General features: G+C 71.1%; 21 protein-coding genes and 1 pseudogene. 6 read left to right on the top strand and 16 right to left on the bottom strand.

From position 1 onward, the window contains the following. Nucleotides 1-13: 13 nt before the first annotated feature. The 4 genes from IW249_RS06715 to IW249_RS06700 are packed head-to-tail and all read right to left on the bottom strand — an operon-like array spanning nucleotide 14 to nucleotide 3,587. The gene (locus IW249_RS06715) at nucleotides 14-655 is read right to left on the bottom strand and encodes a response regulator (RefSeq protein WP_196919960.1); all 642 of its coding nucleotides are present in this window, start codon (nucleotides 653-655) and stop codon (nucleotides 14-16) included. After that, nucleotides 652-1,920 carry a sensor histidine kinase gene (locus IW249_RS06710; protein WP_231392430.1) on the bottom strand — a complete coding sequence of 423 codons (1,269 nt, stop codon included), beginning with the start codon at nucleotides 1,918-1,920 and terminating at the stop codon, nucleotides 652-654. Before IW249_RS06710 ends, IW249_RS06715 begins: the two co-directional genes overlap by 4 nt. Before the next feature lie 11 nt (nucleotides 1,921-1,931). Continuing rightward, on the bottom strand, nucleotides 1,932-2,666 hold the full coding sequence (locus IW249_RS06705; RefSeq protein WP_196919958.1) for an ABC transporter permease: 735 nt from the start codon (nucleotides 2,664-2,666) through the stop codon (nucleotides 1,932-1,934). 12 nt (nucleotides 2,667-2,678) lie between these two features. After that, nucleotides 2,679-3,587 carry an ABC transporter ATP-binding protein gene (locus IW249_RS06700; RefSeq protein WP_196919957.1) on the bottom strand — a complete coding sequence of 303 codons (909 nt, stop codon included), beginning with the start codon at nucleotides 3,585-3,587 and terminating at the stop codon, nucleotides 2,679-2,681. Between the two features lie 200 nt (nucleotides 3,588-3,787). Between IW249_RS06700 and IW249_RS06695 the strand changes: the two genes are divergently transcribed. Beyond that, complete coding sequence (locus IW249_RS06695) at nucleotides 3,788-4,579, top strand: EI24 domain-containing protein (RefSeq protein WP_196919956.1); 792 nt, start codon at nucleotides 3,788-3,790, stop codon at nucleotides 4,577-4,579. A 1-nt stretch (nucleotide 4,580) separates the two neighbouring features. After that, nucleotides 4,581-5,096 carry an O-acetyl-ADP-ribose deacetylase gene (locus IW249_RS06690; RefSeq protein ID WP_196919955.1) on the top strand — a complete coding sequence of 172 codons (516 nt, stop codon included), beginning with the start codon at nucleotides 4,581-4,583 and terminating at the stop codon, nucleotides 5,094-5,096. Between the two features lie 151 nt (nucleotides 5,097-5,247). Here the strand turns inward: IW249_RS06690 and IW249_RS06685 are convergent, their stop codons facing one another. From IW249_RS06685 to IW249_RS06650, 8 genes are all read right to left on the bottom strand, one after another. Beyond that, complete coding sequence (locus IW249_RS06685; protein WP_196919954.1) at nucleotides 5,248-6,153, bottom strand: GNAT family N-acetyltransferase; 906 nt, start codon at nucleotides 6,151-6,153, stop codon at nucleotides 5,248-5,250. 1 nt (nucleotide 6,154) lies between these two features. Then, on the bottom strand, nucleotides 6,155-6,568 hold the full coding sequence (locus tag IW249_RS06680) for a RidA family protein (protein WP_196919953.1): 414 nt from the start codon (nucleotides 6,566-6,568) through the stop codon (nucleotides 6,155-6,157). 234 nt (nucleotides 6,569-6,802) lie between these two features. Then, nucleotides 6,803-7,810, bottom strand: coding sequence for a LacI family DNA-binding transcriptional regulator (locus IW249_RS06675; RefSeq protein ID WP_196919952.1), 1,008 nt, complete (start codon nucleotides 7,808-7,810; stop codon nucleotides 6,803-6,805). Between the two features lie 19 nt (nucleotides 7,811-7,829). Then, a complete protein-coding gene (locus tag IW249_RS06670; RefSeq protein WP_196924663.1) occupies nucleotides 7,830-9,224 on the bottom strand; it encodes a GH1 family beta-glucosidase in 1,395 nt (464 codons plus the stop codon). Between the two features lie 50 nt (nucleotides 9,225-9,274). Beyond that, complete coding sequence (locus IW249_RS06665) at nucleotides 9,275-10,108, bottom strand: carbohydrate ABC transporter permease (RefSeq protein ID WP_196919951.1); 834 nt, start codon at nucleotides 10,106-10,108, stop codon at nucleotides 9,275-9,277. Next, nucleotides 10,105-11,103, bottom strand: coding sequence for a carbohydrate ABC transporter permease (locus IW249_RS06660; protein ID WP_196919950.1), 999 nt, complete (start codon nucleotides 11,101-11,103; stop codon nucleotides 10,105-10,107). Before IW249_RS06660 ends, IW249_RS06665 begins: the two co-directional genes overlap by 4 nt. 70 nt (nucleotides 11,104-11,173) lie before the next feature. Continuing rightward, a complete protein-coding gene (locus IW249_RS06655; RefSeq protein WP_196919949.1) occupies nucleotides 11,174-12,478 on the bottom strand; it encodes an ABC transporter substrate-binding protein in 1,305 nt (434 codons plus the stop codon). 216 nt (nucleotides 12,479-12,694) lie between these two features. Then, a complete protein-coding gene (locus tag IW249_RS06650) occupies nucleotides 12,695-13,453 on the bottom strand; it encodes a maleylpyruvate isomerase family mycothiol-dependent enzyme (protein ID WP_196919948.1) in 759 nt (252 codons plus the stop codon). Between the two features lie 69 nt (nucleotides 13,454-13,522). Here IW249_RS06650 and IW249_RS06645 point away from each other — a divergent pair, with 69 nt between their 5' ends. Next, nucleotides 13,523-14,605 (top strand): UDP-N-acetylmuramate dehydrogenase, encoded by a 1,083-nt coding sequence (locus tag IW249_RS06645; RefSeq protein WP_196919947.1) that lies wholly within the window; start codon nucleotides 13,523-13,525, stop codon nucleotides 14,603-14,605. Between the two features lie 132 nt (nucleotides 14,606-14,737). Here IW249_RS06645 and IW249_RS06640 read toward each other — a convergent pair whose 3' ends face one another. The 3 genes from IW249_RS06640 to IW249_RS06630 all read right to left on the bottom strand — a co-directional run bounded on the left by IW249_RS06640 (nucleotide 14,738) and on the right by IW249_RS06630 (nucleotide 16,600). Continuing rightward, nucleotides 14,738-15,526: a class I SAM-dependent methyltransferase gene (locus tag IW249_RS06640; RefSeq protein ID WP_196919946.1), complete on the bottom strand. Its 789-nt coding sequence runs from the start codon at nucleotides 15,524-15,526 to the stop codon at nucleotides 14,738-14,740. 62 nt (nucleotides 15,527-15,588) lie between these two features. Next, complete coding sequence (locus IW249_RS06635) at nucleotides 15,589-16,350, bottom strand: SDR family oxidoreductase (RefSeq protein ID WP_196919945.1); 762 nt, start codon at nucleotides 16,348-16,350, stop codon at nucleotides 15,589-15,591. 82 nt (nucleotides 16,351-16,432) lie between these two features. Continuing rightward, complete coding sequence (locus IW249_RS06630) at nucleotides 16,433-16,600, bottom strand: hypothetical protein (protein WP_196925105.1); 168 nt, start codon at nucleotides 16,598-16,600, stop codon at nucleotides 16,433-16,435. Between IW249_RS06630 and mshA the strand changes: the two genes are divergently transcribed. The 3 genes and pseudogenes from mshA to IW249_RS35320 form a co-directional block, all read left to right on the top strand. Continuing rightward, nucleotides 16,556-17,920, top strand: a complete 1,365-nt coding sequence (mshA, locus tag IW249_RS06625; protein WP_196919944.1) for a D-inositol-3-phosphate glycosyltransferase — start codon at nucleotides 16,556-16,558, stop codon at nucleotides 17,918-17,920. The genes IW249_RS06630 and mshA overlap by 45 nt on opposite strands. 57 nt (nucleotides 17,921-17,977) lie before the next feature. Beyond that, entirely contained in the window at nucleotides 17,978-18,493 is a 516-nt protein-coding gene (locus IW249_RS06620) for a type III secretion system chaperone family protein (RefSeq protein WP_091403565.1), read from the top strand. Between the two features lie 561 nt (nucleotides 18,494-19,054). Further along, a pseudogene (locus IW249_RS35320) lies at nucleotides 19,055-19,870 on the top strand (hypothetical protein); the annotation flags it as partial. A gap of 365 nt (nucleotides 19,871-20,235) precedes the next feature. Here IW249_RS35320 and IW249_RS06610 read toward each other — a convergent pair. Then, nucleotides 20,236-21,534 carry an MFS transporter gene (locus IW249_RS06610; protein WP_196919942.1) on the bottom strand — a complete coding sequence of 433 codons (1,299 nt, stop codon included), beginning with the start codon at nucleotides 21,532-21,534 and terminating at the stop codon, nucleotides 20,236-20,238. Between the last annotated feature and the right edge of the window lie 47 nt (nucleotides 21,535-21,581).

Raw genomic sequence — 21,581 nt, 5'->3', positions numbered from 1 at the left:
TGCCCGGTGCCGTTCACCGCCCGCCGGGCGTCAGCAACCCCCGGTCGTACGCGGTGGCCACAGCGGCAGCCCGGTCGTTGACCCCGAGCTTGGCGTACACGTGCAGCAGGTGCGTCTTGACGGTGGCCTCGCTGATGAACAGGCGGGTCGCCGCCTCCCGGTTGGAGGCACCCCGGGCCACCAGGGTGAGCACCTCCAGTTCCCGTTGACTGAGCGGCTCCTCGGCGGGAGCGCGCAGCCGACCCATCAGCCGGCCGGCGACGCTCGGCGCGAGCACCGACTCACCCCGGGCCGCCGCCCGGACCGCGCGAACCAGATCCTCCCGAGGGGTGTCCTTGAGCAGGTAACCGGTCGCACCGGCCTCGATCGCCGGCAGCACGTCCGCGTCCGTGTCGTAGGTGGTGAGCACCAGCACCCGGGCGGCGCTGCCGGCGCGGGCCAGCCTGCCGATGGCGGTCACCCCGTCCATCCCGGGCATCCGTAGGTCCATCAGCACCACGTCCGGCCGCAGCGTCGCGACCAGGACCAACGCCTCCGAACCGTCCGCCGCCTCACCCACCACCTCGAAATCGGGGTCACCGGTGAACATCCCCCGCAGGCCATCCCGCACGACCGGGTGGTCGTCGACGATCAGCAGTCGTACCGGGGCGGTCAACCGGCACCTCCGGGTAGCGCGGGGACGGACGCCGAGATGGCGGTGCCGCTGCCCGGCTCGGATTCGACTGCCAACTCGCCACCGACCCGGGTCACCCGCTGCCGCATGGCGGTCAACCCGTACCCGCCACCTGACTCGCGGGGCACCGGCCGGTCGGTGATGTCGAAGCCGGCCCCGTCGTCACGGACGTCGAGCGTGACCACGTCCGCCATGTACGACAGGGTCAGCCCGACCCGTGACGCGGCGGCGTGCCGGGCCACGTTGGACAGCGCCTCCTGGGCGGCCCGCAGCAGTGTCACCTCCACCTCCGGGTGCAACGGGCGGGGCGTGCCGGTGGTGGCCACGTCGGCCCGTACCCCGTTGAGGGCCGACCAGCGGCCGCCCAGCTCGACCAGGGCGTCGGGTAGCCGGGCCGTCTCCAACGGTTCCGGGCGGACCGCCTGTACCGAGCGGCGGGCCTCGGTGAGGCTCTCCCGGGCCAGCGCGAGCGCGTTGTCGACGTGCCGACGCCAGTCGGCGGACCGGTCGCGGCTCTGCTCGGCCGCCTCCAGTTGGGTGATGATGCCGGTCAACCCCTGCGCCAGGGTGTCGTGGATCTCCCGCGCCATCCGTTGCCGCTCGTCCAGCACGCCGGCCTCCCGGGCCTGGGTGAGCAGTTGGGCGTGCAGCCCGGCGTTCTCCCTGGCCGTCTCGGTGAGTTGGTGATTGGCTTCGCCGAGTTCCGCCACCAACCGCTTGCGTTTCGCGTCCTCCTGTTCGGCGACCATCGCGAACCAGCTCACCGAGCCGGCCACCACCAGGTTGAACAGCACCAGCACCAGCCAGAGCGGCCAGTGCGACACCGCAACCGACAGACCTCCGCCCTGAGACGTGGCGACCAGGGCGGCCGTGGTGACCACACCGGCGACCCGCCAGCGCCCGGGCAGCACCGGAAAGGCGTGGATGTAGCCGATCCAGGCGAAGAAGCCGTACCACGGACTGGCGGCCACCAGTGCGGCGGCGAACGTGAGCAGCCCGGCGTAGTAGACCGCCATCAGCCCACGCCGGCTCTGCCAGTTGGGGTGCACTGTGACGAACCAGGCGACCCAGCATCCGGCTGCCACGGCGACGGCGAGGGTGGGCAGCGCGCCGAGATGGTGGGGTGCCGGTGCGACGAGGGCCAGCAGGGTGCCCAGGGCCAGCCCGCCGAAGGGGAACACCCGGTAGAGGGTCGCCTCGCGCTCCCGCCAACTGGTCAGACGGTCGCGCCCACCGTTGCAGGTCATCGCATCTCCGCTCACTCCCAGCGGAACAGTTTCGCCGCGCCGGCGCCGGCCGCCACGGCGATCACCGCCATTATCCCCAGGTGCAGCGGCTGGGGCGGGGTGCCGGTCCAGGCGTCGAGGAGCGCCTGCACCCCGGGCGGCGTGTAGTCGCCGATCCGCGCCACGACGTCCGGGAGCAGGAACCGGGGCAGGTAGACCCCGCCGAAGAACATGGTGACCAGGAACAGCGGCACCGCCAGGGCCTGTGCCGCCTTCGTCGTGCGGGCCACGGCGGCGACCAGCAGGCCGAGCGCCAGCAGCGCCGCAGTGCCGAGGATGAACGCCAGCGTGAAGCCGAGCGGGTGCCGGGGGAGCGGCACCCCGAACGCCAGCCGGGCAACGACGATGAGGAGCAGTGCGCTGGCCAGGATCCCGGCCAGGGCCAGCACCAGTTGGGCGGCGAGCAGGGCCGCCGGATGCGCCGGGGTGGTCGCCAGCCGACGTAGCACGCCGCGTTCCCGGTAGGTGGCCAGCACGGCGGGCAGGGTGTTCACCCCGACCATGGCGAGGGTGACCACCAGCAGCGACGGGGCGAAGTAGCTGACGAAGGTCTGCCCGTCGAATGTCGGATCCGGCTTACGGAGCGAGGGGACCAGCCCGAGCACCACCAGGATCAGTGTGGGCAGCCCGACGGTGACGAGCAGCGTCGGCAGGTCCCGCAGATAGAGCCGCGCCTCGACCTTCAGGATCTGGCGGAAGGCGTGCATTGTGGCTCCCTCTCAGTTGGCGGGCCGGTGCCCGGTCAGCTCGACGAAGGCGTCGTCGAGGGTGGACTGCTCCAGCCGCAGGTCCGCGGCGACGATCTGGTGACGGGCGAGCACCGAGGTGACCGCGTGCAGCAACTCACCGGTGCCGGTCACCACCACCTGGCTGCCGGTGCGGTGCACGGCGGACACCTCGGGCAGGTCGGTGAGGAGCCGGTCGTCGACCGGGGCCGACGGCCGGAACCGGATCCGCTGCTCCGGCGCCACCGTCGACACCAGGCCCGCCGGGCTGTCCAGGGCGACCACCCGACCCCGGTCGATCACCGCGACCCGGTCGCAGAGCCGCTCGGCCTCCTCCATGAAATGGGTGACCAGCACGATCGTCACCCCGCTGTCGCGGACCTGTTCGATCAGACCCCAGGTGTCCCGGCGGGCCTGCGGGTCCAGCCCGGTGGTCAGCTCGTCGAGGATGGCGATCTCCGGGTTGCCGACCAGGGCCAGCGCGATGGAGAGCCGCTGCTTCTGACCGCCGGAGAGCTTCTTGTACGCGGTGTTCCGCTTCTCGCCGAGACCCAGCTTGTCGATCAACCCGGCCGGGTCGGCGGGGTCGCTGTAGAACGAGGCGTACAACTCCAGCGCCTCGGCCACCCGCAACCGGTCCGGCAGTTGACTCTCCTGGAGTTGCACCCCGACCCGCTGGCGTAGCTGGGCCGCGTCCCGGCGGGGGTCGAGCCCGAGGACCGACACCCCGCCCCCGTCGGGGACGCGGAGCCCGGCGACGCACTCCACAGTGGTGGTCTTGCCGGCGCCGTTCGGACCGAGGACGCCGAAGATCTCCCCGGCCTCCACGGTGAGCGACACGTCGTCCACCGCCACCAGGTCGCCGTACCGTTTCTTCAGGTGGGTCACCTCGATGACCGGCATCGTGTCGCCTTCCGCCGCCGCTGACTTCGTACCCCTCAAGGGTCGTCGGGGTGACGCGGCGGCGAATCGACCGGTCGGCGACGGGTACCGGCGTCCCCGGTGGATCGCTGCCGTCCGTCAACCGGTTGATGCGTACGCGGCGAGCCGCTGCTAGCGCTCCGCCCGGCGGATTCGATCACGGCTGGTTAGGCTGCTCGATCGTGGATGCCAGCAGAATCGCCAGCCCGGTGACCGGGGCCGTCGGACGCTTCCTCGTCGGGGCTGGGCTGCTCCTGCGCGGGCTGGGCCTCTACGTTCGCAGCCCGGGGCTGATGCTGCTCGGCATCGTGCCGGCGCTGATCTCCGGCGTACTCTTCCTGGCCGCGCTCGCCACGCTCGTGTACTTCGTGGACGATCTCGCCGCGCTGGTCACCCCGTTCGCCGACGACTGGTCGAGCACCGGCCGCAGCCTGGTCCGGGTGATCGCCGGGCTGGCCTTCCTGGGGGTCGGCGGCCTGCTCGGCGTGCTCACCTTCACCGCTGTCACCCTGGTCATCGGCGACCCGTTCTACGAGAAGATCTCGGAGCAGGTCGAGCAGCGGTACGGCGGCACGCCGGACGCTGTGGACGTGCCCTTCTGGTCGTCACTGCGCCGCAGCCTCGCCGACTCGGTACGCCTGGTGGCGCTCACGGCGCTGGTCGGCATCCCGCTCTTCCTCGCCGGCTTCATTCCGGTGGTCGGCCAGACGGTCGTCCCGGTCATCGGGGCCGCCGTGGGCGGCTGGTTCCTCGCCGTGGAGCTCGTCGGCGCGCCGTTCTACCGCCGCGGGATGCGGCTGCCGCAGCGCCGGACGATCCTGAAGGCCGACCGGCCGACCGCGCTCGGCTTCGGCGTGGCCGTCTTCCTCTGCTTCCTGATCCCGCTCGGCGCCGTGCTGATCATGCCGGCCGCGGTCGCCGGTGCCACGCTGCTGGCCCGCCGCTCGATGGGCCAGTCGATAGAGGAGAGCTGACATGGAGATCACCCTGGTCGAGGGGGACATCACCACCCAGCGGGCGGACGCCATCGTGAACGCCGCGAACTCGTCCCTGCTCGGCGGCGGTGGGGTCGACGGTGCCATCCACCGGCGCGGAGGGCCGGCAATCCTGGCCGAGTGCCGGGCGCTGCGGGCGTCCCGCTACGGCAGGGGTCTGCCCACCGGCCAGGCGGTGGCGACCACGGCCGGGGAACTGCCGGCCCGCTGGGTGATCCACACCGTCGGGCCGGTCTGGTCGGCCACCGAGGACCGGTCGGCGCTGCTGGGCGACTGCTACGCCAACAGCCTCCGGGTGGCCGACGAACTGGGCGCTGGCACCGTGGCCTTCCCGCTGATCTCCGCCGGCATCTACGGCTGGCCGGTCGACGACGCTGTCGGTCAGGCGCTGGCGGTGCTGCGCGGGGCCACCCCGGCCACCGTCACCGAAGCCCGCCTGGTGCTCTTCGGCCCCGACACGTATGCCACCGCACGTCAGGTCTTCGAGAATCCGTAGTCAACCCGCGCTGAGGGGTCGATCATGGAGTTGTGCTGGGTGACAAAGTGCTCCTGCCGTAAGAAATTGGGCACCATAAGTCCATGATCGACGAGGTTGAGCCGCGCACTTCTCGCGATCTTGCACTTTCTGCGGGCGGGCGCGGGTCAGGTCAGGTCAGGACCGTCAGGTCGGCCAGGCAGGTCCACTGGGATGCCACCGGTCGGTAGCCCAGTCGGGCGTTGACCGCGAGCATCGGCCCGTTCGCCGCGTCGTTCGAGGTGTACGCGACGCGCACGCCGTTCGCGGCAGCCTGGTGCAGCGCCGCTGTCTTGGCCAGCCGGGCCAAACCTCGACCTCGGTATGCCGGGATGGTGCCGGTGTAGTCCGACCACATCCGGTCCCCGTCGCGCTTGACCAGACTGAAGGCGACCACCTCCCCGTCAACCACGGCAGCGATGCTGGCTGTCTTGTCCAGGCCGAGGTTGTCCCAGACGTCGTACTGCCAACTCTGGTAGCTCTTGCTGTCGACCGGCACGTCGCCCGGCTCGTCGGCGGCAGAGGCCACGTCTGCCGCGTACAGCAGGTGCGGATCCAGGTCGGCGATCGGGCGCAGCCGTACGCCCGGGGGTGGATCGGGTAGCACGGGTGCCGGGTTCAGATCGAGCGCCGAGTAGCGCACCTCGCGGCTGGGCTCGTAGCCGTGCCGGCTGGCGAACGGCAGCGCCTCCGGTTGTGCCGTGGCACGCACCCGGCGGACTCCCAGCGGGCGGAGGTAGTCGGTCGCGGCCGCCAGTAGCCCAGTGCCGATGCCGCGTCGCCGATGCTCGGGGTGCACGTGCAGCAGGTTGATCCCACCGACGTTCGCCACCGATGTCGTGCCGATTTGTTCGGCGGACACCCAGCCGACCACCTGGTGGTCGACCTCCGCCACGAAGGCGGTCCAGGCTTCCTCCGGCGGGGGCTCGGCGATCATCTTCCGGGTCGACTCGACCCCGCGCACCAGATACGGAAAGACCATCGCCCGCAGGGCCACCACGGCCGGGGCGTCGTCCGGCTGCGCCACACGAATGCGCATGTCAGGCCCCCATCCGTACGGCCGCGACGGCCTCGACCTCGACCAGTTGGTCGGTGTAGCCGAGCACTGCCACCCCGAGCAGGGTGCTCGGCGGGTCGTGGTCACCGAAGAAGTCCCGCACCACCTCCCAGACGGTCACCAGGTCAGCCTGCTGCGACGACGCCACGTAGACAGTGGTCTTGACGACGTCGGTCAACCGCGCCCCGGCCGCGTCGAGGGCGGTCGCCAGGTTCGTCATCACCTGCCGGGCCTGCGCGGCGTGATCACCCGGCGCGACAGTGCGCCCCTCGGTGTCCAGCGGGCACGCCCCGGCGGTGAACACCAACCGGGCAGGTGCGTCGACGGTGGCCGCGTACGCGTACTCGGCCGCGTCGGAGAGGGCGGGGACGTGCAGCAGCGAGACAGGATCCGGCATGTCGGCGAGGCTAACCAGGATCGCCCGCCCGAGCGACGCATTAACGACACGTCCCCGCAGGCGCGACCGGGCACCAGGCAGCAACTTCAGGGTTATAGGGGCCTCCGGGCGCCGTGAGGCCACTATTTCCCTGAAGTTGCGCGGATCTTGCGGGTGCGGGTGCGGGTGCGGGTGCGGGTGCGGGCCCGGGCCCGGCGCGGTCCGCGCGGCGGCGCGGACCGCGCGGAGGCGCGGTCAGGCGGAGGCGCGGCGGATCAGCTCGGTGGGGAGCATGATCGCCTGCTCGATGGTCTCCCCGGCGGCCAGTCGGAGCAGTTGGCGGGTCATCCGGCGGCCGAGTTCCACGATCGGTTGCCGGACGGTGGTCAGCGGCGGTTCGGTGTAGGCGGCGGTTTCGATGTCGTCGAAGCCGACCACCGCCACGTCGTCCGGCACCCGCCGACCAGCCTCGCGCAACGTCCGCAGGGCGGCGTGCGCCATCAGGTCGGAGGCGGCGAAGACGCCGTCCAGGTCGGGATGCTCGGTGAGCAGGAGGCGCATCGCCGCCGACCCGGATTCCCGGGTGAAGTCACCGATGGCGATCAGCTCGGGCAGCCCCGCGTCGGCGACGGTGCTGCGGTAGCCGCTGAGCCGTTCGATCCCAGCGACCATGTCCTGTGGCCCGGCGATGGTCGCGATCCGTCGACGACCGCTGTCGATCATGTGCCGGACGGCTGCTGTCACCCCGGCCACGTGGTCGACGTCGACGTACGGGACGGGCACGTCGCCGAGTGGGCGACCGCTGACCACCACCGGGATGCCGAGTCGGGCCAGCGTGCCGGGCAGCGGGTCGGCGCCGTGCAGCGATGCGAAGAGCACGCCGTCGACGTGCCGGCCGGTGGTGTACCGCTCGACCCGGTGGTGCCCGGCCGGGGAGCCGGCGAGCATCAGCACCAGTTGCTTGTCGGCGGCCTCCAACTCCTGGCTGACGCCTCGGATGATGCCGGGGAAGACCTGGTCGTCGGAGAAGACCCGGGTGGCCGCCTCCGGCATGACCAGGGCGATCGAGTCGGTGCGCTGGGTGACCAGGCTGCGGGCGGCCAGGTTGGGGACGTACCCCAGCTCGGCGACCGCCCGGGTGACCGCCTCGCGGATCGGTTCGGCGACGGTGGTGGAGCCGTTGACCACCCGGGACACGGTGGCGCGGGACACACCGGCCCGCGCTGCCACCGCTTCGAGCGTCGGCCGCTGCGCCGTCGTCATCGCGCCTTCCCCCCGCTCGTCACAGCCCGTTCCGGGAGATCACCTCCTGGTACCACCGGGCGCTGGCCTTCGGTGTGCGCCGCTGGGTCAGGTAGTCGACGTGCACGATCCCGAACCGCTTGCGGTAACCCTCCGCCCACTCGAAGTTGTCCAGGAATGACCATACGAGATAACCGCGCAGGTCCACGCCCCGGGAGATCGCCTCGTGCGCGGCGCGGAGGTGCCCGTCGAGGTAGGCGATGCGATCGGCGTCGATCACCTGCGCCGGACCGTCGGGCGAGTCGGCGCCCGGCTTGTCGGGGAACGCCCCACCGTTCTCGGTGATCAGCAGCGGCACCCCGGGGTAGTCGGTGGCGATTCGCTCCAGCAACCGGGTGAGCCCGGCCGGTTCGATCATCCAGCCCATGTCGGTGAGCGGCCCGGCCGGCGGCAGGAAGTGCACAGCGCCCTCGGTGCCCGGATACGCGCCGTTGCCGGCGCCGTCGGGCCGACCGGCCACGTAACTCGGGGCGTAGTAGTTGATGCCGAGCAGGTCGATCGGGGCGGCGATCAGCTTCTCGTCGCCGTCGCGGATGAACGTCGGTTCGACGATCCGGGCCACGTGCTCCCGGACGTCGTCCGGGTAGCCGCCGGCCAGCAGCGGGTCGAGGAAGATCCGGTTGTGCAGGCCGTCGACAAGGCGGACCGCTGCGGCGTCGGCCGCGCTCTCCGGGTCGGCCGGGCGTACGTCGGCCGGGTTGACGGTGACGCCCACGCTGCGCGCGCCGGCCGCCCGCAGCGCCCGCGCCGCCAGGCCGTGCCCCAACAGCAGATGGTGTACGGCGGTGAAGGCCGCCGCCGGGTCCTGTTCGCCCGGCGCGTGCAGGCCGTTCGCGTAACCGAGGTACGCCGAGCACCACGGCTCGTTGAGCGTGGTCCACACGTCGATGCGGTCGCCGAGGCGGGCGTACACAGCTGTGGCGTAGGTGGCGAAGTGCTCGGCGGTGTCCCGGTTGGTCCAGCCACCCCGGTCTCCGAGGGACTGCGGCAGGTCCCAGTGGTAGAGCGTGACGATCGGGTCGATTCCCCGATCGAGCAGCGCGTCGGTGAGCCGGTCGTAGAAGTCCAGCCCACGCGGGTTGGCAGGGCCTGTGCCGTCGGGCTGGATCCGCGGCCAGGCGACCGAGAACCGGTACGCCCGCAGGCCCAGCTCGGCCATCAGCGCCACGTCGTCGGTGTACCGGTGGTAGTGGTCGCAGGCGACGTCGCCGGTGTGGCCCTGGTACACCTTGCCCGGCGTGCGGCTGAAGGTGTCCCAGATGGATGGACCGCGGCCGTCGTCGCGGGCCGCACCCTCGATCTGGTACGCGGCGGTGGCCGCCCCCCAGAGAAAGTGCTCGGGAAACCGGAGTTCGTCGACGCCACCGCTTCGCAGCGTCGTCGACGCCTCGTTGCTGTGCCTGCTGGTTCGCTCGCTTCGCTCGCTCACGCCTTGACCGCACCTTCCATGATCCCGCCGATGATCTGCCGGCCGAACAACACGAAGACCAGTAGCAGGGGCAGCGTCGCGATGGCCGTTCCGGTGAACACCTGCGACATGTCCTGGTAATACCCGTCCGACAGTGCTCGTAGGGAGAGTTGCACTGTCGGATTCGCCGGATCGTTCAATACAGCGTACGGCCAGAGGAAGTCGTTCCAGGTGGTCATGAAGGTGAGCAGACCGAGGACGGCGGCGGCGGGGCGCAGGGCGGGCAGGACGACGTGCCACCAGATCCGGGCGGTGCCACAGCCGTCCATCCGGGCGGCCTCGATCAGTTCGTCGCTGATGGCCTGGCCGGCGTACTGCCGCATCATGAACACCCCGAACCCGGTGACCAGCACCGGGACGATGACCGCGGGCAGCCGGTCGTTCCAGTGCAGCTTGGTCATGAGCAGGTAGAGCGGGATCACGCCGAGCTGCGTCGGCACCATCATGGTCGCGATGATCACCAGCAGCATGGCGTTGCGGCCACGGAACCTGAGCTTGGCGAAGGCGAACCCGGCCAGGCTGGAGAAGAACACCACGGAGACGGTCACAGTGGTCGCGACGACCGCCGAGTTGATCAGGCCGGTCAGGAAGTACGCGTCGGTGTTGTCGAACAGGCGGGCGATGTTCGCGCCCAGGTTGCCGCCGGGGGTGACCGGGGGTGGCAGTTGGCCCATCGCGTCGTTGCTGCGGCTGGCGACGACGAACATCCACCAGATCGGGAAGACCGACAGGCCGGCGGCGACGACCAGGGCGAGGTAGGTGAGCGGGCTGGCCCGCCAGAGCCGGCTCATCGGGTGGTTCCTTTCCGGGCGTTGGGGCGCGCTCCGCCGCCGAGTCGACGCAGGATCAGCACGTTGACCGCCGCGACGATCGCGATGAGCGCGAAGAGCAGCCAGGCCACGGCCGAGCCGTACCCGAAGTTGTAGTGCGGGGCGAAGGCGTTCTCGAACATGTACATGGTCAGGGTCTGCGACTCGCGCAGCGGTCCGCCGCGGATCGGGTTGGTGCCGGAGTGGAACATCCGGGGCTCGGTGAAGAGTTGCAGGCCGCCGATGGTGGCGATGATGGTGCAGAAGATGATCGTCGGCTTGAGCAGCGGCACGGTGACCGACCAGAACTGTCGGACCCGGCTGGCGCCGTCGATTGCCGCCGCCTCGTACAGGTCGCGGGGGATGGCCTGCATCGCGGCCAGCAGGATCAGCGCGTTGTAGCCGGTCCACCGCCAGTCGACCATGGCGGAGATGGCCACCCAGGACGCCAGCCGGTTGGATTTCCACTCGATCGCGTCCAGCCCGACCAGGTCGAGCAGCCAGTTGATCATGCCGAACTCGCGCCCGAAGAGCACCCCGAACACGATCGCCACGGCGGCCGTCGAGGTGACGTTCGGGACGAGCACCGCCATCCGCCAACCGGTGCGGGCCCGCAGCCCTCGGTTCAGGAGGTTGGCCAGCCAGAGCGCGGCGAGCAGTTGCGGCACCGTGGAGATCACGAAGATGCCCAGCGTGTTGACCAGCGCGTGCCAGAAGTCGGTGTCGGCGAGCAGCCGGGTGTAGTTCTCCGCGCCGACGAAGGGGTGGTCGGCGCCGAGCAGGTCCCAGTCGTGCAGCGACACCCAGAAGGTGTACGCCAGCGGGTACGCCCCGAAGACGCCGAAGATCAGGAAGAACGGGGCGATGTAGAGGTACGGCGAGAAGCGGGTGTCGAACCGACTGAGCCGACCCGAGGATTGGCGGGGGTTACCGGTTGCCGGTGTGGCCGGTGGACGGGCGTCGAGCTGGACGGTCATGCCCGAGGACTCCTTTCCGTAGCGGCGGGCGGGACCTCTGCTCCGAGGCCCGCCCGCACGCTCGCTCGGGCTACTTGGCGGCGGCCTTCTTCGCGTTGTTCACCGCGTCGGTCCAGCCCTGCGCGGGGTTGCGCTGACCCAGCTCCACGGTCCGTACGGCGTTCTCCACCTCGGTCCGTACGGCCTGGTTCTTCGGGCCCATGTAGACCGGCTTCAGGCTCTTCGCGCCGGTGCCGAAGATGGCGCCGACCGGTGCCCCCGAGAAGTACGCGTTGGTGGCGCCGGTGATCGCCGGGTCGTCGAGCGCCTGCGGGGACGAGGGCAGCGGACCCTTGGCCTTGAACGCCCCGATCTGCCCCTTGGCGCTGGTCAGGAACTTGGCCAGCTCGATCGCCTCGGCCTGGTGCTTGCTCTGCTTGGGCACGGCGAGGTGCGAGCCGCCCCAGTTACCGCCGTTGCCGGGCACCCGGGCGATGTCCCACTTGCCCTGGGCGTCGGTGCCGGCGTTGGCCTCGATGACACCGGTCATCCAGGCGGGGCAGGCGATGGTGGCGAACTTCGACTGCTTGAAGGCGGAGACCCACTCCTCCGACCAGGAACCGTACTTTCCGGAGAGGCCCGAGTCGATGATGTCCATTGTGGTGTCCCACGCCTGCCGTACCGATGGGTTGCTGTCGACGACGAGGTTGCCGCTGGTGTCGTAGTAGCTGTAGCCGGTCGTGTTGCCGGCGGTCTGCAGCAGGATGGTGTTGAAGGTGTTTGTCGCCCCGTCGAGGAAGGACGCGCCGGTCTTCGCCGCGGTGAACCGCTCGCCGGTGGTGATGTAGTCCGGCCAGGTGGGCCAGAGCTTGGAAACCGCGTCCCGCTCGGTGGGCAGGCCGGCCTTCTCGAAGAGGTCCTTGCGGTAGCAGATGGCGATGCCGCCGACGTCGGTGCCGAGGCCGATGAGCTGCTTGCCGTCGGCGGTCAGGCCGGCGTTCCACTTCCACTCCAGGAAGTTGCCCTTGAGGTCGGCGGCGCCGTGGTCCAGCAGGTTGACGAAGTTCGCCGGATTGGCCTTGTACTCGACCAGCAGGCCCTCTTCGATGGCCACCACGTCGCCGGCGCCTCGGCCGGCGGCGAGCCACTGGGTCAGCTTCGGCGAGTACTCGTCGAGGTTGGTGCCGGTGCCGCGCTCGACGATCTTCACGTCGGGGTTCGCGGCCATGTACTCCTGGTAGAGCTGCTCGTAGCCGAACTGGCCGAAGACGTCGACGGTCAGGGTGATCTTTCCGTCGCCCGGCTCGTCGCCGCCACCGCAGCCAGCGGTGACGAGCAGGGCTGTGGCGGCGGCGAGGGCCACCGCGGCGAGGCGGCGGCGCGGGAAGACAGCCATGGTTATCGACCTCTCTCAAGGCGGGTGGGTGATGGCGAATGGCTAAGAGAGCGCTCTCACGACACTGTGGTGGGTGGCCAACCCACTGTCAAGAGAGCGCTCTCTCAGCGTTGCGTTCCCGTGATGAACGCTCGCCGGGGCGCAGCACGACGGATCCCCGTACGCGACGAGGGCGCCACCCCCGCCGGGGTGACGCCCTCGTTCGTTCTGAATCGGTCAGCCGGTGCGCAGGCCGTCCAACAGGGCGCGGTCGCCGACCACGTCCAGCGTCTCGAAGCTCACCCGCCCCCAGACCGCCAGCAACAGGTCGCTCGCGGTGCCACTGACCTGGGCGCGGGCGTGGTGATCGTCGTGGTCGAAGATGGTCGCGGTGTCGAGCAGCGCCACCCCCTCGCCGCGCAGCCGCAGATACCACTCCTGGGCCGCGTCGGTCGCGCAGAGCTGCACCACCCCGTGCCAGTCACCCGGCACCTGCCTCCGACCCGCCGGCAGCCAGGTGTCCAGCACCTCACTCACCCCGTCGGCTGCGAGCTTCGCCTCCACCGGGTCACCAGCCCCGATGGCGAGCTGGGCGTCCCAGCGGTGCACAGCCGTCTCGTGCGCCATCCGACGCGGCCAGAAACCGGCCTTCTTCGGCTGCGGGGCCCAGTTCCACGCCGGTGCCTCCGGGTCGAGCCCGTCGAAGAGGGTCATCACCCGGTCGTAACCCTGCTGCCACAGCTGGAGCGCGTTCACGCCCGGGTCGGCCTCAGGCTGCTCCCGCCGAGGCGGTTGGCTGGTCTGGCCGGAACCGGCGAACGACGACACCCAGTGGTAGATGCCGGCCATGTGCAGTGTGAGGTCGTTGACCGTCCAGCCCGGACAGGACAGCACCGGTGTCTCCGGCGGCGCCTCGGCCACCGCCGCCGCGAAAGCCGGACCCTCCGTCCGGAGCGCCCCGATCCAGAAATCCTTGCTGCCCTGCAGTCTGCTCATCGCCATCCTCCCGGGGGTGCCGGGCGACCAGTGGGTGCCACGGCTACTTGTCAGCCTAAGGTGAAGGGCGTGCCAGACGCCTCCGCCCAGCCGACAACCGACGCCGATCGTGCCATCCCCGGTCCACTCGCCGGCTACACCACCCTGCGAACGGGTGGGCCGGCCGAGCGGATCGTCGCCGCCAGCAGTGCCGATGAGCTCGTCCAGGCGGTGCGGACCGCGACGGAGCCGGTCCTGATCCTGGCCGGGGGCAGCAACGTGGTGATCGGCGACGACGGCTTCCCCGGCACCGTCGTCCTGGTGCGCTCCCGTGGCGTGCGGGTCATCGCCGAGGACGCCACCTCGGTCACCGTACGGGTCGACGCCGGCGAGCCGTGGGACGACCTGGTCGCCACCACGGTCGCCAACGGCTGGGCCGGGCTGGAGTGCCTCTCCGGCATCCCCGGCTCGACCGGTGCCACCCCGATCCAGAACGTCGGCGCGTACGGCCAGGAGGTCGCCGAGACCATCACCGGCGTCGAGGTGTACGACCGGGTCGAGGGCACCCGCCAGGTCATCCCCGCCGCCGACTGCGGCTTCGCCTACCGGGGCAGCATCTTCAAGTACATGGACCGCTGGGTGGTGCTCTCGGTCGACTTCCGGCTCACCCGGTCGCCGCTCTCCGGGCCGGTGCGCTACGCGGAGCTGGCCAGAGCCCTCGGTGTCGAGGTGGGCGACCAGGTGCCGCTGGCGGACGCCCGATCGGTGGTGCTGCGGCTCCGTGCGGGCAAGGGGATGGTGCTCGACGCCAACGACCCGGACACTCGCTCGGTCGGCTCCTTCTTCACCAACCCGGTGCTCGACCGGGCGACGTACGAGCAGCTCCTGGAACGTTCCGCCGAGGTGGGCGACCCGCCCGCCTGGCCCGGGGCGGACGGCCTGGTCAAGGTGAGCGCCGCCTGGCTGATCGACAAGGCCGGCTTCGCCAAGGGCCACCCCGGCGAGGGTGGGGTGGCCATCTCCAGCAAGCACACCCTGGCGCTGACCAACCGCAGCGGCACCGCCCACACCGCCGACCTGCTCACCCTGGCTCGCACCATCCGCGACCAGGTCCACGCCCGCTTCGGCGTGACCCTGCACCCCGAACCAGTCCTCATCAACTGCACCCTCTAACCCCCACCCACCCACGCTCGCCCCCTCTGCTCCCGCGATCTTGCAGTTTCTGTGGGGGCAAAAGAGATGAAAGGGTGCGAATCGTCGACCGAAAACGCAAGATCGGCGTGCGGGGGCGGGGCGGGGCGGGGGTCAGGGGAGGGGCCAGGGGACGGTTAGTTCGCCCTGGCGCCAGCGGGTGGGGTTGTCGAGGATGGGCCAGCCGGTCTCGCGGAGGCTGGTCACCGCGCGCAGCCAGCGTTGGCGGGGGCCGAAGGTGGCGTACGGGGCGGCGGCCTGCCAGGCGTCGTCCAGGGCGCGGATCAGGGCGTGCACCGGCTCACCGGGAACGTTGCGGTGTATCAGCGCCTTGGGCAGCCGCTCGGCCAACTCGGCGGGACTGCCCAGCGTGGTGAGCTTCGCTGCCACTGTCAGCGTCCGGGGGCCCTCGGCGTCGATCAGCAACCAGCTGGCGAGCCGCCCCAACTCGTCACACGTGCCCTCGACGAGCGCCCCACCGGGGGCGAGCGCGGCGGTCATCGTCTGCCACGCCTCGGCCACCTCGCTCTCGTCGTACTGTCGCAGCACGTTGAACGCGCGGACCAGCACCGGCCGGAGCCCGGCCAACTCGAACCCACCCCGGGCGAACGTCAGCCCGGGTGGGTCGGCGGCCGGCGCCGCGGCGGCCACCCGGGCAGCGTCGATCTCCAACCCGACCAGCCGTACGTCCGGACGGACCCCGGCTGCCAGTCGGGCGCGCAACTCCACAGCGGTCACCGGGGTGGCGCCGTAACCGAGGTCGACCACCAGGGGGTCATCCGCCGCCAACAGCCGGTCGGCGCAGGTGGCGACGATCCAGTTGTCCACCCGACGGAGCCGGTTCGGATTCGTCGTGCCGCGGGTGACCACGCCGAACGGCCGGCGCCGCGCCGCAGGGCTCATGTCGACCTCCGGGCCAATCTCCGTTCGCGACTGCGGGGCTCGAAAACCCGGCTCATTCCTCGCTAGACCCGGTGCACCTTGTGCTGCGCGGCCTGTGCCCGGGGCCGGACCACCAGCCGGTCGATGTTGACGTGCTCCGGGCGGGTGGCGCACCAGGCGATGCAGTCGGCGACGTCCTCGGCGACCAGGGGCCCCGGCACTCCGGCGTAGACGGCGGCCGCCCGTTCCGCGTCGCCCTCGAAGCGGACCAGCCCGAACTCCTCGGTCTTCACCATGCCCGGGTCGATCTCGATGACCCGCAGCGGCCGGCCACACAACTCCAGGCGCAGTGTGCCGGCGATGGCGGTCTGCGCGTGCTTCGCTGCGGTGTAGCCGCCCCCACCCTCGTAGACGGTCAGCCCGGCGGTGGAGGAGACCACCACGATGGTGCCGGAACCGGAGGCCTCCAGCGCCGGCAGCAGCGCCTGGGTGACCCGGAGGGTGCCGAGCACGTTCACGTCGTACATCCACTGCCAGTCGGCGACCGAGCCGGACTCCACCGGGTCCAGTCCGCGCGCACCGCCGGCGTTGTTGACCAGCAGGGTGACCGGCCCGGGTGCCTGGGCGGCGGCCTCGGCCAGCCGGGCCACCGACTCGTCCGAGGTGATGTCGCAGGTCACGGCGGTGGCCTGCCCGCCGGCGGCGGTGATCTCGGCGACCAGCTCGGTGAGCCGGTCGGCGCGGCGGGCGGCGGCGAGCACGTGGAAGCCCTCGGCGGCGAGCCGGCGGGCGGTGGCCGCGCCGATCCCGCTGGACGCTCCGGTGACGATGGCGACTGAGGTCATCCCGACATTGTCACAGCGGGCGTACGACCCGCCCCGACCGGGCGTACGGCGGCCATTGGTGGGCGTCCGGTGATGAGGTCCGTCACGCCGAGGTGCCGCGCCGGGGAATTTCCGAAGCCCGATGGGGAAGATGACATCCGGCGTACAGGTTGACCGAGAAGCGCCGGTCGTGCGAGACGGCATCAACCGTGAAGAAGGAGCGGATGTGGCGGAAATGCACACCGGTGTCGGGCGTCAGCGAGGTGCCCAACCGTGGCCCCGGCCTCGCCGAATCGCGACCCTGTCGGTACACACCTCCCCCCTGCACCAGCCCGGCACGGGTGATGCCGGCGGAATGAACGTCTACATCCTCGAAGTCGCCCGGCGTCTCGCCGAGGCCAACGTGGAGGTGGAGATCTTCACCCGGGCCACCTCCGGCGACCTCCCCCCGGTGGTCGAGATGGCGCCCGGCGTGCAGGTCCGGCACATCACCTCCGGCCCCCTGGAGGGTCTCACCAAGGAGGAGCTGCCCGGTCAGCTCTGCGCCTTCACGGCCGGGGTGCTGCGCGCGGAAGCGTCCCGCCCGCCCGGCCACTACGACCTGATCCACTCGCACTACTGGCTCTCCGGCCAGGTTGGCTGGCTGGCCAAGGAGCGCTGGGGGGTGCCGCTGGTGCACACCGCGCACACCCTGGCGAAGGTCAAGAACGCCCAGCTCGCGGCCGGTGACCGGCCGGAGCCCAAGGCCCGGGTCATCGGCGAGGAACAGGTCGTCGCCGAGGCGGACCGGCTGGTCGCCAACACCCGGGTCGAGGCCAGCGACCTGCTCGACCGGTACGACGCCGACCCGACCCGGGTTTCCGTGGTGCAGCCGGGCGTCGACCTGGCCCGGTTCCGGCCCGCGCCGGGCGACCGGTCCGCGGCCGCCCGCCAGGCCCGTCGCCGGCTGGGGCTTCCGGTCGACGGGTACGTGGTTGCCTTCGTCGGTCGGATCCAGCCACTCAAGGCCCCCGACGTGCTGATCCGCGCGATCGCCGCGTTGCGGGAGCGCGACCCGGCGCTGGCCGATCAGGTGACAGTGGTGATCTGCGGCGGGCCCAGCGGCAGTGGGCTGGACCGGCCGACCGCCCTGATCGAGCTGACCGCCAAGCTCGGGGTCAGCGACGGGGTGCGGTTCCTGCCGCCGCTGACCGGGGACGACCTTCCGGCCCTGTACCGGGCGGCGGATCTGGTCGCGGTGCCGTCGCACAACGAATCGTTCGGGCTGGTCGCCCTGGAGGCGCAGGCCTGCGGTACGCCGGTGCTGGCCGCCGCCGTCGGAGGGCTGGTCACCGCCGTCCGGGACCAGGTCAGCGGCGTACTGATCGACGGGCACGACCCGGTCGACTGGGCCCGGGCGTTGGGCAGTCTGCTGCCGAACCGGGCGCTCCGGTCGGTGCTGGCCCGAGGTGCCGAGCAGCACGCACGGCACTTCTCCTGGGACCGTACGGTCGCTGGCCTGCTCGGGGTCTACGGCGAGGCGATCGCCGGACACCGCGCCCGGCTCGCGGCCGACCTGGCGGGTGACCCGGCGCTCTCCTGTTCCTGGTGACCCGGGGCGCCCGTCGTCGCCCGGTGCGGGGGCCGAGTCGGTCGTAGAGTGGGTCCGGTGAGCCCGAAGAGCGATCTTGCGACCCTGATCGAGTCGGTCTGCGCCGAGCGGGACCTGGCCTGGGAGTCGACCGGCCCCGGCTCGTACGCGGTGACGTTGCCGGGCACCCACAAGCTCAAGACGATCTGCAACCTGATCGTCGGCGAGCACGCGCTGCGGATCGAGGCGTTCGTGATGCGCCAGCCGGACGAGCGCCGCGAGGAGCTGTGGGCCTGGTTGTTGCAGCGCAACGCCCGGATGTACGGCGTCTCCTTCTCCACCGACGCCGTCGGCGACGTGTACCTGACCGGTCGGGTCAACCCGGCCGGTGTGGACGCCGACGAGTTGGACCGACTGTTCGGCGCGGTGCTCACGTACGCCGACGAGTCGTTCGACACGATGCTGGAGATCGGCTTCGGCAGTTCGATCCGGCGCGAGTACGAGTGGCGGGTCAAGCGGGGCGAGTCGACAGCCAACCTTGCCGCCTTCGCCCACCTCTTCGAGCCCTCCGGCGCCGGCCCCGACCCAGCCTGACTCAACACCCCGCGCCCGCGGACTTGTGGTAGATCACCATGTCCCGGGCAGGAGGAGCGCGCCGATCTCGCGTTTTCTGTTGTCGACATGAGTGGATATGCCCCTTCTGTCGCGACAGAAATCGCAAGATCGCGGAGCAGGCGAGGCAGTGGTGTCGCCGACGTGGTTCGGAGTGCTCCTGACGGGTATGCCGCACCGCGCGGTGCGGCAAGGGACCCCCGCGCGCCGATGACGGAGTGCCAAGGAGCGGAGCGTCCCATGGCTCAGCGGAACAGCTCAGGTCGCGGCGCGACTGCGACCAGGACGAAGCGACAGGCCGGCAACCAGACGCCGGCAACGCCCGGAGTCTCCGAGTCGGAGATCTCCCGGATGCGGGTGGACGACATCCGCGGGCAGTTGCGCAAACGGGGGGTCTCCGGGATCTCCGCACTGCGCAAGCCCGACCTGGTGAAACAGTTGGTGCGCTCGATGCGGGCCGGCGCGGGTCGGAGCAGTACCGGCCCGTCGGGCCGGGCCACCGGCAGCCGGTCGTCGGCGGGTCGCGCCGCCGCCACCAAGAAGTCGGCGGCCAGGCCGGCGTCGAGCCGCGCGAAGGCCGCGCCGGCGAACAAGAGCGCGCCCGCGAAGCGGGCTGCCGCAACGAAGGCGACCGCCACGCGGAAGTCGACGGCGGCGGCGAAGAGGGCACCGGCGAAGAAGGCGACCGCCGCGAAGAAGGCACCAGCGAAGAAGGCTCCAGCGAAGAAGGCGAGCGCCGCGAAGAAGACGACAGCGGCCGCACGCAAGACCACGGCCGCGAGCAGGACGACCGCCGCCCGTAAGACTGCGGCGGCCCGTAAGACCACGACGGCCCGTAAGACAGCGACGGCGCGTACGGCGCCCGCGCGGAAGGCGCCGGCGAAGAAGGCACCGGCGCGACCGGCGGCGAAGCGCGCGGCGCCGGCCAGGAGTGCGGCGGCGAAGCGCACGTTTACGCCGTCGACCGGTGGCGGGACGACGGCCGGTGGGATTCGGACCGGACGGGGTACGGGTCGGTCGGTCCGTAGCTCGCAGGTGATCTCGTCGATCGCGGACCGGCCGGAGCGGCCGGGGCGGAGTCTGATCACGGCGAACCATGAGGTGATCCAGCGCTGGGCCCGGGAGCGCGGGGCGAAGCCGGCGACCATCGCGGGCACCGAGCGGGATGGCCGGGCGGGTGTGTTGACCTTCAACATTCCCGGATATCGGGAAAGCAGCCGGATCCGCGAGATCACCTGGGATGACTGGTTCCACACCTTTGACCTGCGGCGGCTGAACCTGATTTATCAGGAACAGATGCGGGACGGCCGGCAGAGCAACTTCTTCCGGACCGAGTCACCCGATCGGGAGGACGGTTGAGGTGTTTGCGGGAATGGCCGACGGGTACCCGGCTGTTGCCAACGGACGAGGCCGGAGCAGCGGATACTCGCCAGTTGTGACCGGCGAGACAGCCGTTCTGGGTTGAATCCAGAATCCGGGCGAACTAGCTTTATTGCACCGCGCCACGTTTGGAAACGTTCGGGGGAGCGGCGGATCGATCAGATCCGCGCACCAGACGAGGCGCGAGGGGACGGGTGGATTAACCGTTGGGGGACGGTTCCCACCTGTTTGGACCGGCGGCGTGAGCGGGCGATGCTTACGGGGGTGAGTGTTGCCCGCCGCCGCCGGCCCCACCGGCGGGCGCCCACCATGACCTCAGGGACATGGTGGGCGCTTTGCGTGGTTTACCCGGTCGGTACGCGGTCTGCGGAGGTCGTCGGTTCCGGGTTGGTGATCCGGCGGCGCAGCGCGGCGACGTGCCGCTCGCGGGGTGGTCCGGCGAGCAGGTGCCCGAGCGCGGCCAGCAGCCCCAGCCCGCCCACGATCAGCCAGTGCCGGTCGCCGAGGTGCTGGAGGCTCACCCCGCCGAGGGTGGGCGCGACGAATGCCGCGGCCGGGAACGTCAGGTAGAAGACCGACTGGTAGCGCGCGCGTAGCTGCGGTGGTGCCAGGTCCGCGTTGATCTGCGCGTTGGGCGGGGCGGCGAGCATCGAGCCGACCGTCCAGACCACTGCGGCACCCAGGTAGATGGCCAGTTCGTCGGCGATGGCCAACGCCCCGAAGCCGAGCGCGAGCAGGGCGGTGGAGGCGGCCAGCACGACGTCCTTGCGGTGCCTGTCGATCAGCCGGGGCACGAACAGTTGCCCGACCACGATCAGCGCGCCGCCGAGCGCCACCACCAGCCCGTACGCCGATGGCCCCAGGCCGTCCGCGCGCATGGCCAGCGGCATGATCGTGGACGTCTGCATGGTGAGCACGGCCAGCACGAAGGTGAGCCCGACGAAGACCAGGAAGGTGCGGTCGGTGAGCGCGGTGTGCAGTCCCGGCCCCCGGGTCCGGACGGACCTCTGTGCCGTGGGGGTGGCGGGCGGTGGGCCGGCCACTGGCCGGGCCAGCCGCAGGGTTTCGGGCACCTTCCAGCCGATCACGGCGGCGGCGGTCAGTGTGGCGCCCGCGTCGACCAGGAACAGTGCGGTGAAGCTCGCCTCGGCCAGCACCCCGGCGAGCAGCGAGGCGACCGCCATGCCCAGGTTGAACGCCCAGAACTGGAGGTTGAACGCGCGCGAGCGGCGTTCGGCGGGCACCACGTCGACGATCGCCGCCACGAACGCCGGGCTGGGCATCGAGTGGACCACGCCGATCAGCGCGGAGAGCACAGCGATCAGCAGCAGGGGTCGGGTGAAGGCGAGCGCCACCATGAGGCCGACAGTGGCCAGGTGTGCGGCGAGCAGGGTCGCCCGGCGGCCCCACCGGTCGGCGAGCACCCCGCCGAGCAGGACGCCGGCCGCCCCGCCGGCCCCGTACGCGCCGACCACTGTGCCGGCCAGGCCTTCGCTCGCGCCGCGTACGTCGGTGAGGTAGAGCGAGAGGAACAGCATGGCGAAGGCGCCGGCCCGGTTGATCAGCAGGCCGGCCCAGAGATACCAGAAGGTGGCGGGAAGTCCGCCTGCGGTGTCGTGCCACCAGCGCCGCAGGGCGTGCACCCGACCTCCCGACAGTTCAGGTTGTTAACTGTTTCCACTGCACAGTA

Source organism: Micromonospora vinacea (assembly GCF_015751785.1).
Classification (GTDB): Bacteria; Actinomycetota; Actinomycetes; order Mycobacteriales; family Micromonosporaceae; genus Micromonospora; species Micromonospora vinacea.
Note: the sequence above shows the minus strand (reverse complement) of the source record. Positions and strands in the feature narration are given on the sequence as shown.

Coding starts and splice junctions, on each gene's coding strand:
- IW249_RS06710 (WP_231392430.1), bottom strand. CDS start 1,920: ATGACCTGCAACGGTGGGCGCGACCGTCTGACCAGTTGGCGGGAGCGC.
- IW249_RS06705 (WP_196919958.1), bottom strand. CDS start 2,666: ATGCACGCCTTCCGCCAGATCCTGAAGGTCGAGGCGCGGCTCTATCTG.
- IW249_RS06700 (WP_196919957.1), bottom strand. CDS start 3,587: ATGCCGGTCATCGAGGTGACCCACCTGAAGAAACGGTACGGCGACCTG.
- IW249_RS06690 (WP_196919955.1), top strand. CDS start 4,581: ATGGAGATCACCCTGGTCGAGGGGGACATCACCACCCAGCGGGCGGAC.
- IW249_RS06685 (WP_196919954.1), bottom strand. CDS start 6,153: ATGCGCATTCGTGTGGCGCAGCCGGACGACGCCCCGGCCGTGGTGGCC.
- IW249_RS06680 (WP_196919953.1), bottom strand. CDS start 6,568: ATGCCGGATCCTGTCTCGCTGCTGCACGTCCCCGCCCTCTCCGACGCG.
- IW249_RS06675 (WP_196919952.1), bottom strand. CDS start 7,810: ATGACGACGGCGCAGCGGCCGACGCTCGAAGCGGTGGCAGCGCGGGCC.
- IW249_RS06665 (WP_196919951.1), bottom strand. CDS start 10,108: ATGAGCCGGCTCTGGCGGGCCAGCCCGCTCACCTACCTCGCCCTGGTC.
- IW249_RS06660 (WP_196919950.1), bottom strand. CDS start 11,103: ATGACCGTCCAGCTCGACGCCCGTCCACCGGCCACACCGGCAACCGGT.
- IW249_RS06655 (WP_196919949.1), bottom strand. CDS start 12,478: ATGGCTGTCTTCCCGCGCCGCCGCCTCGCCGCGGTGGCCCTCGCCGCC.
- IW249_RS06650 (WP_196919948.1), bottom strand. CDS start 13,453: ATGAGCAGACTGCAGGGCAGCAAGGATTTCTGGATCGGGGCGCTCCGG.
- IW249_RS06640 (WP_196919946.1), bottom strand. CDS start 15,526: ATGAGCCCTGCGGCGCGGCGCCGGCCGTTCGGCGTGGTCACCCGCGGC.
- IW249_RS06635 (WP_196919945.1), bottom strand. CDS start 16,350: ATGACCTCAGTCGCCATCGTCACCGGAGCGTCCAGCGGGATCGGCGCG.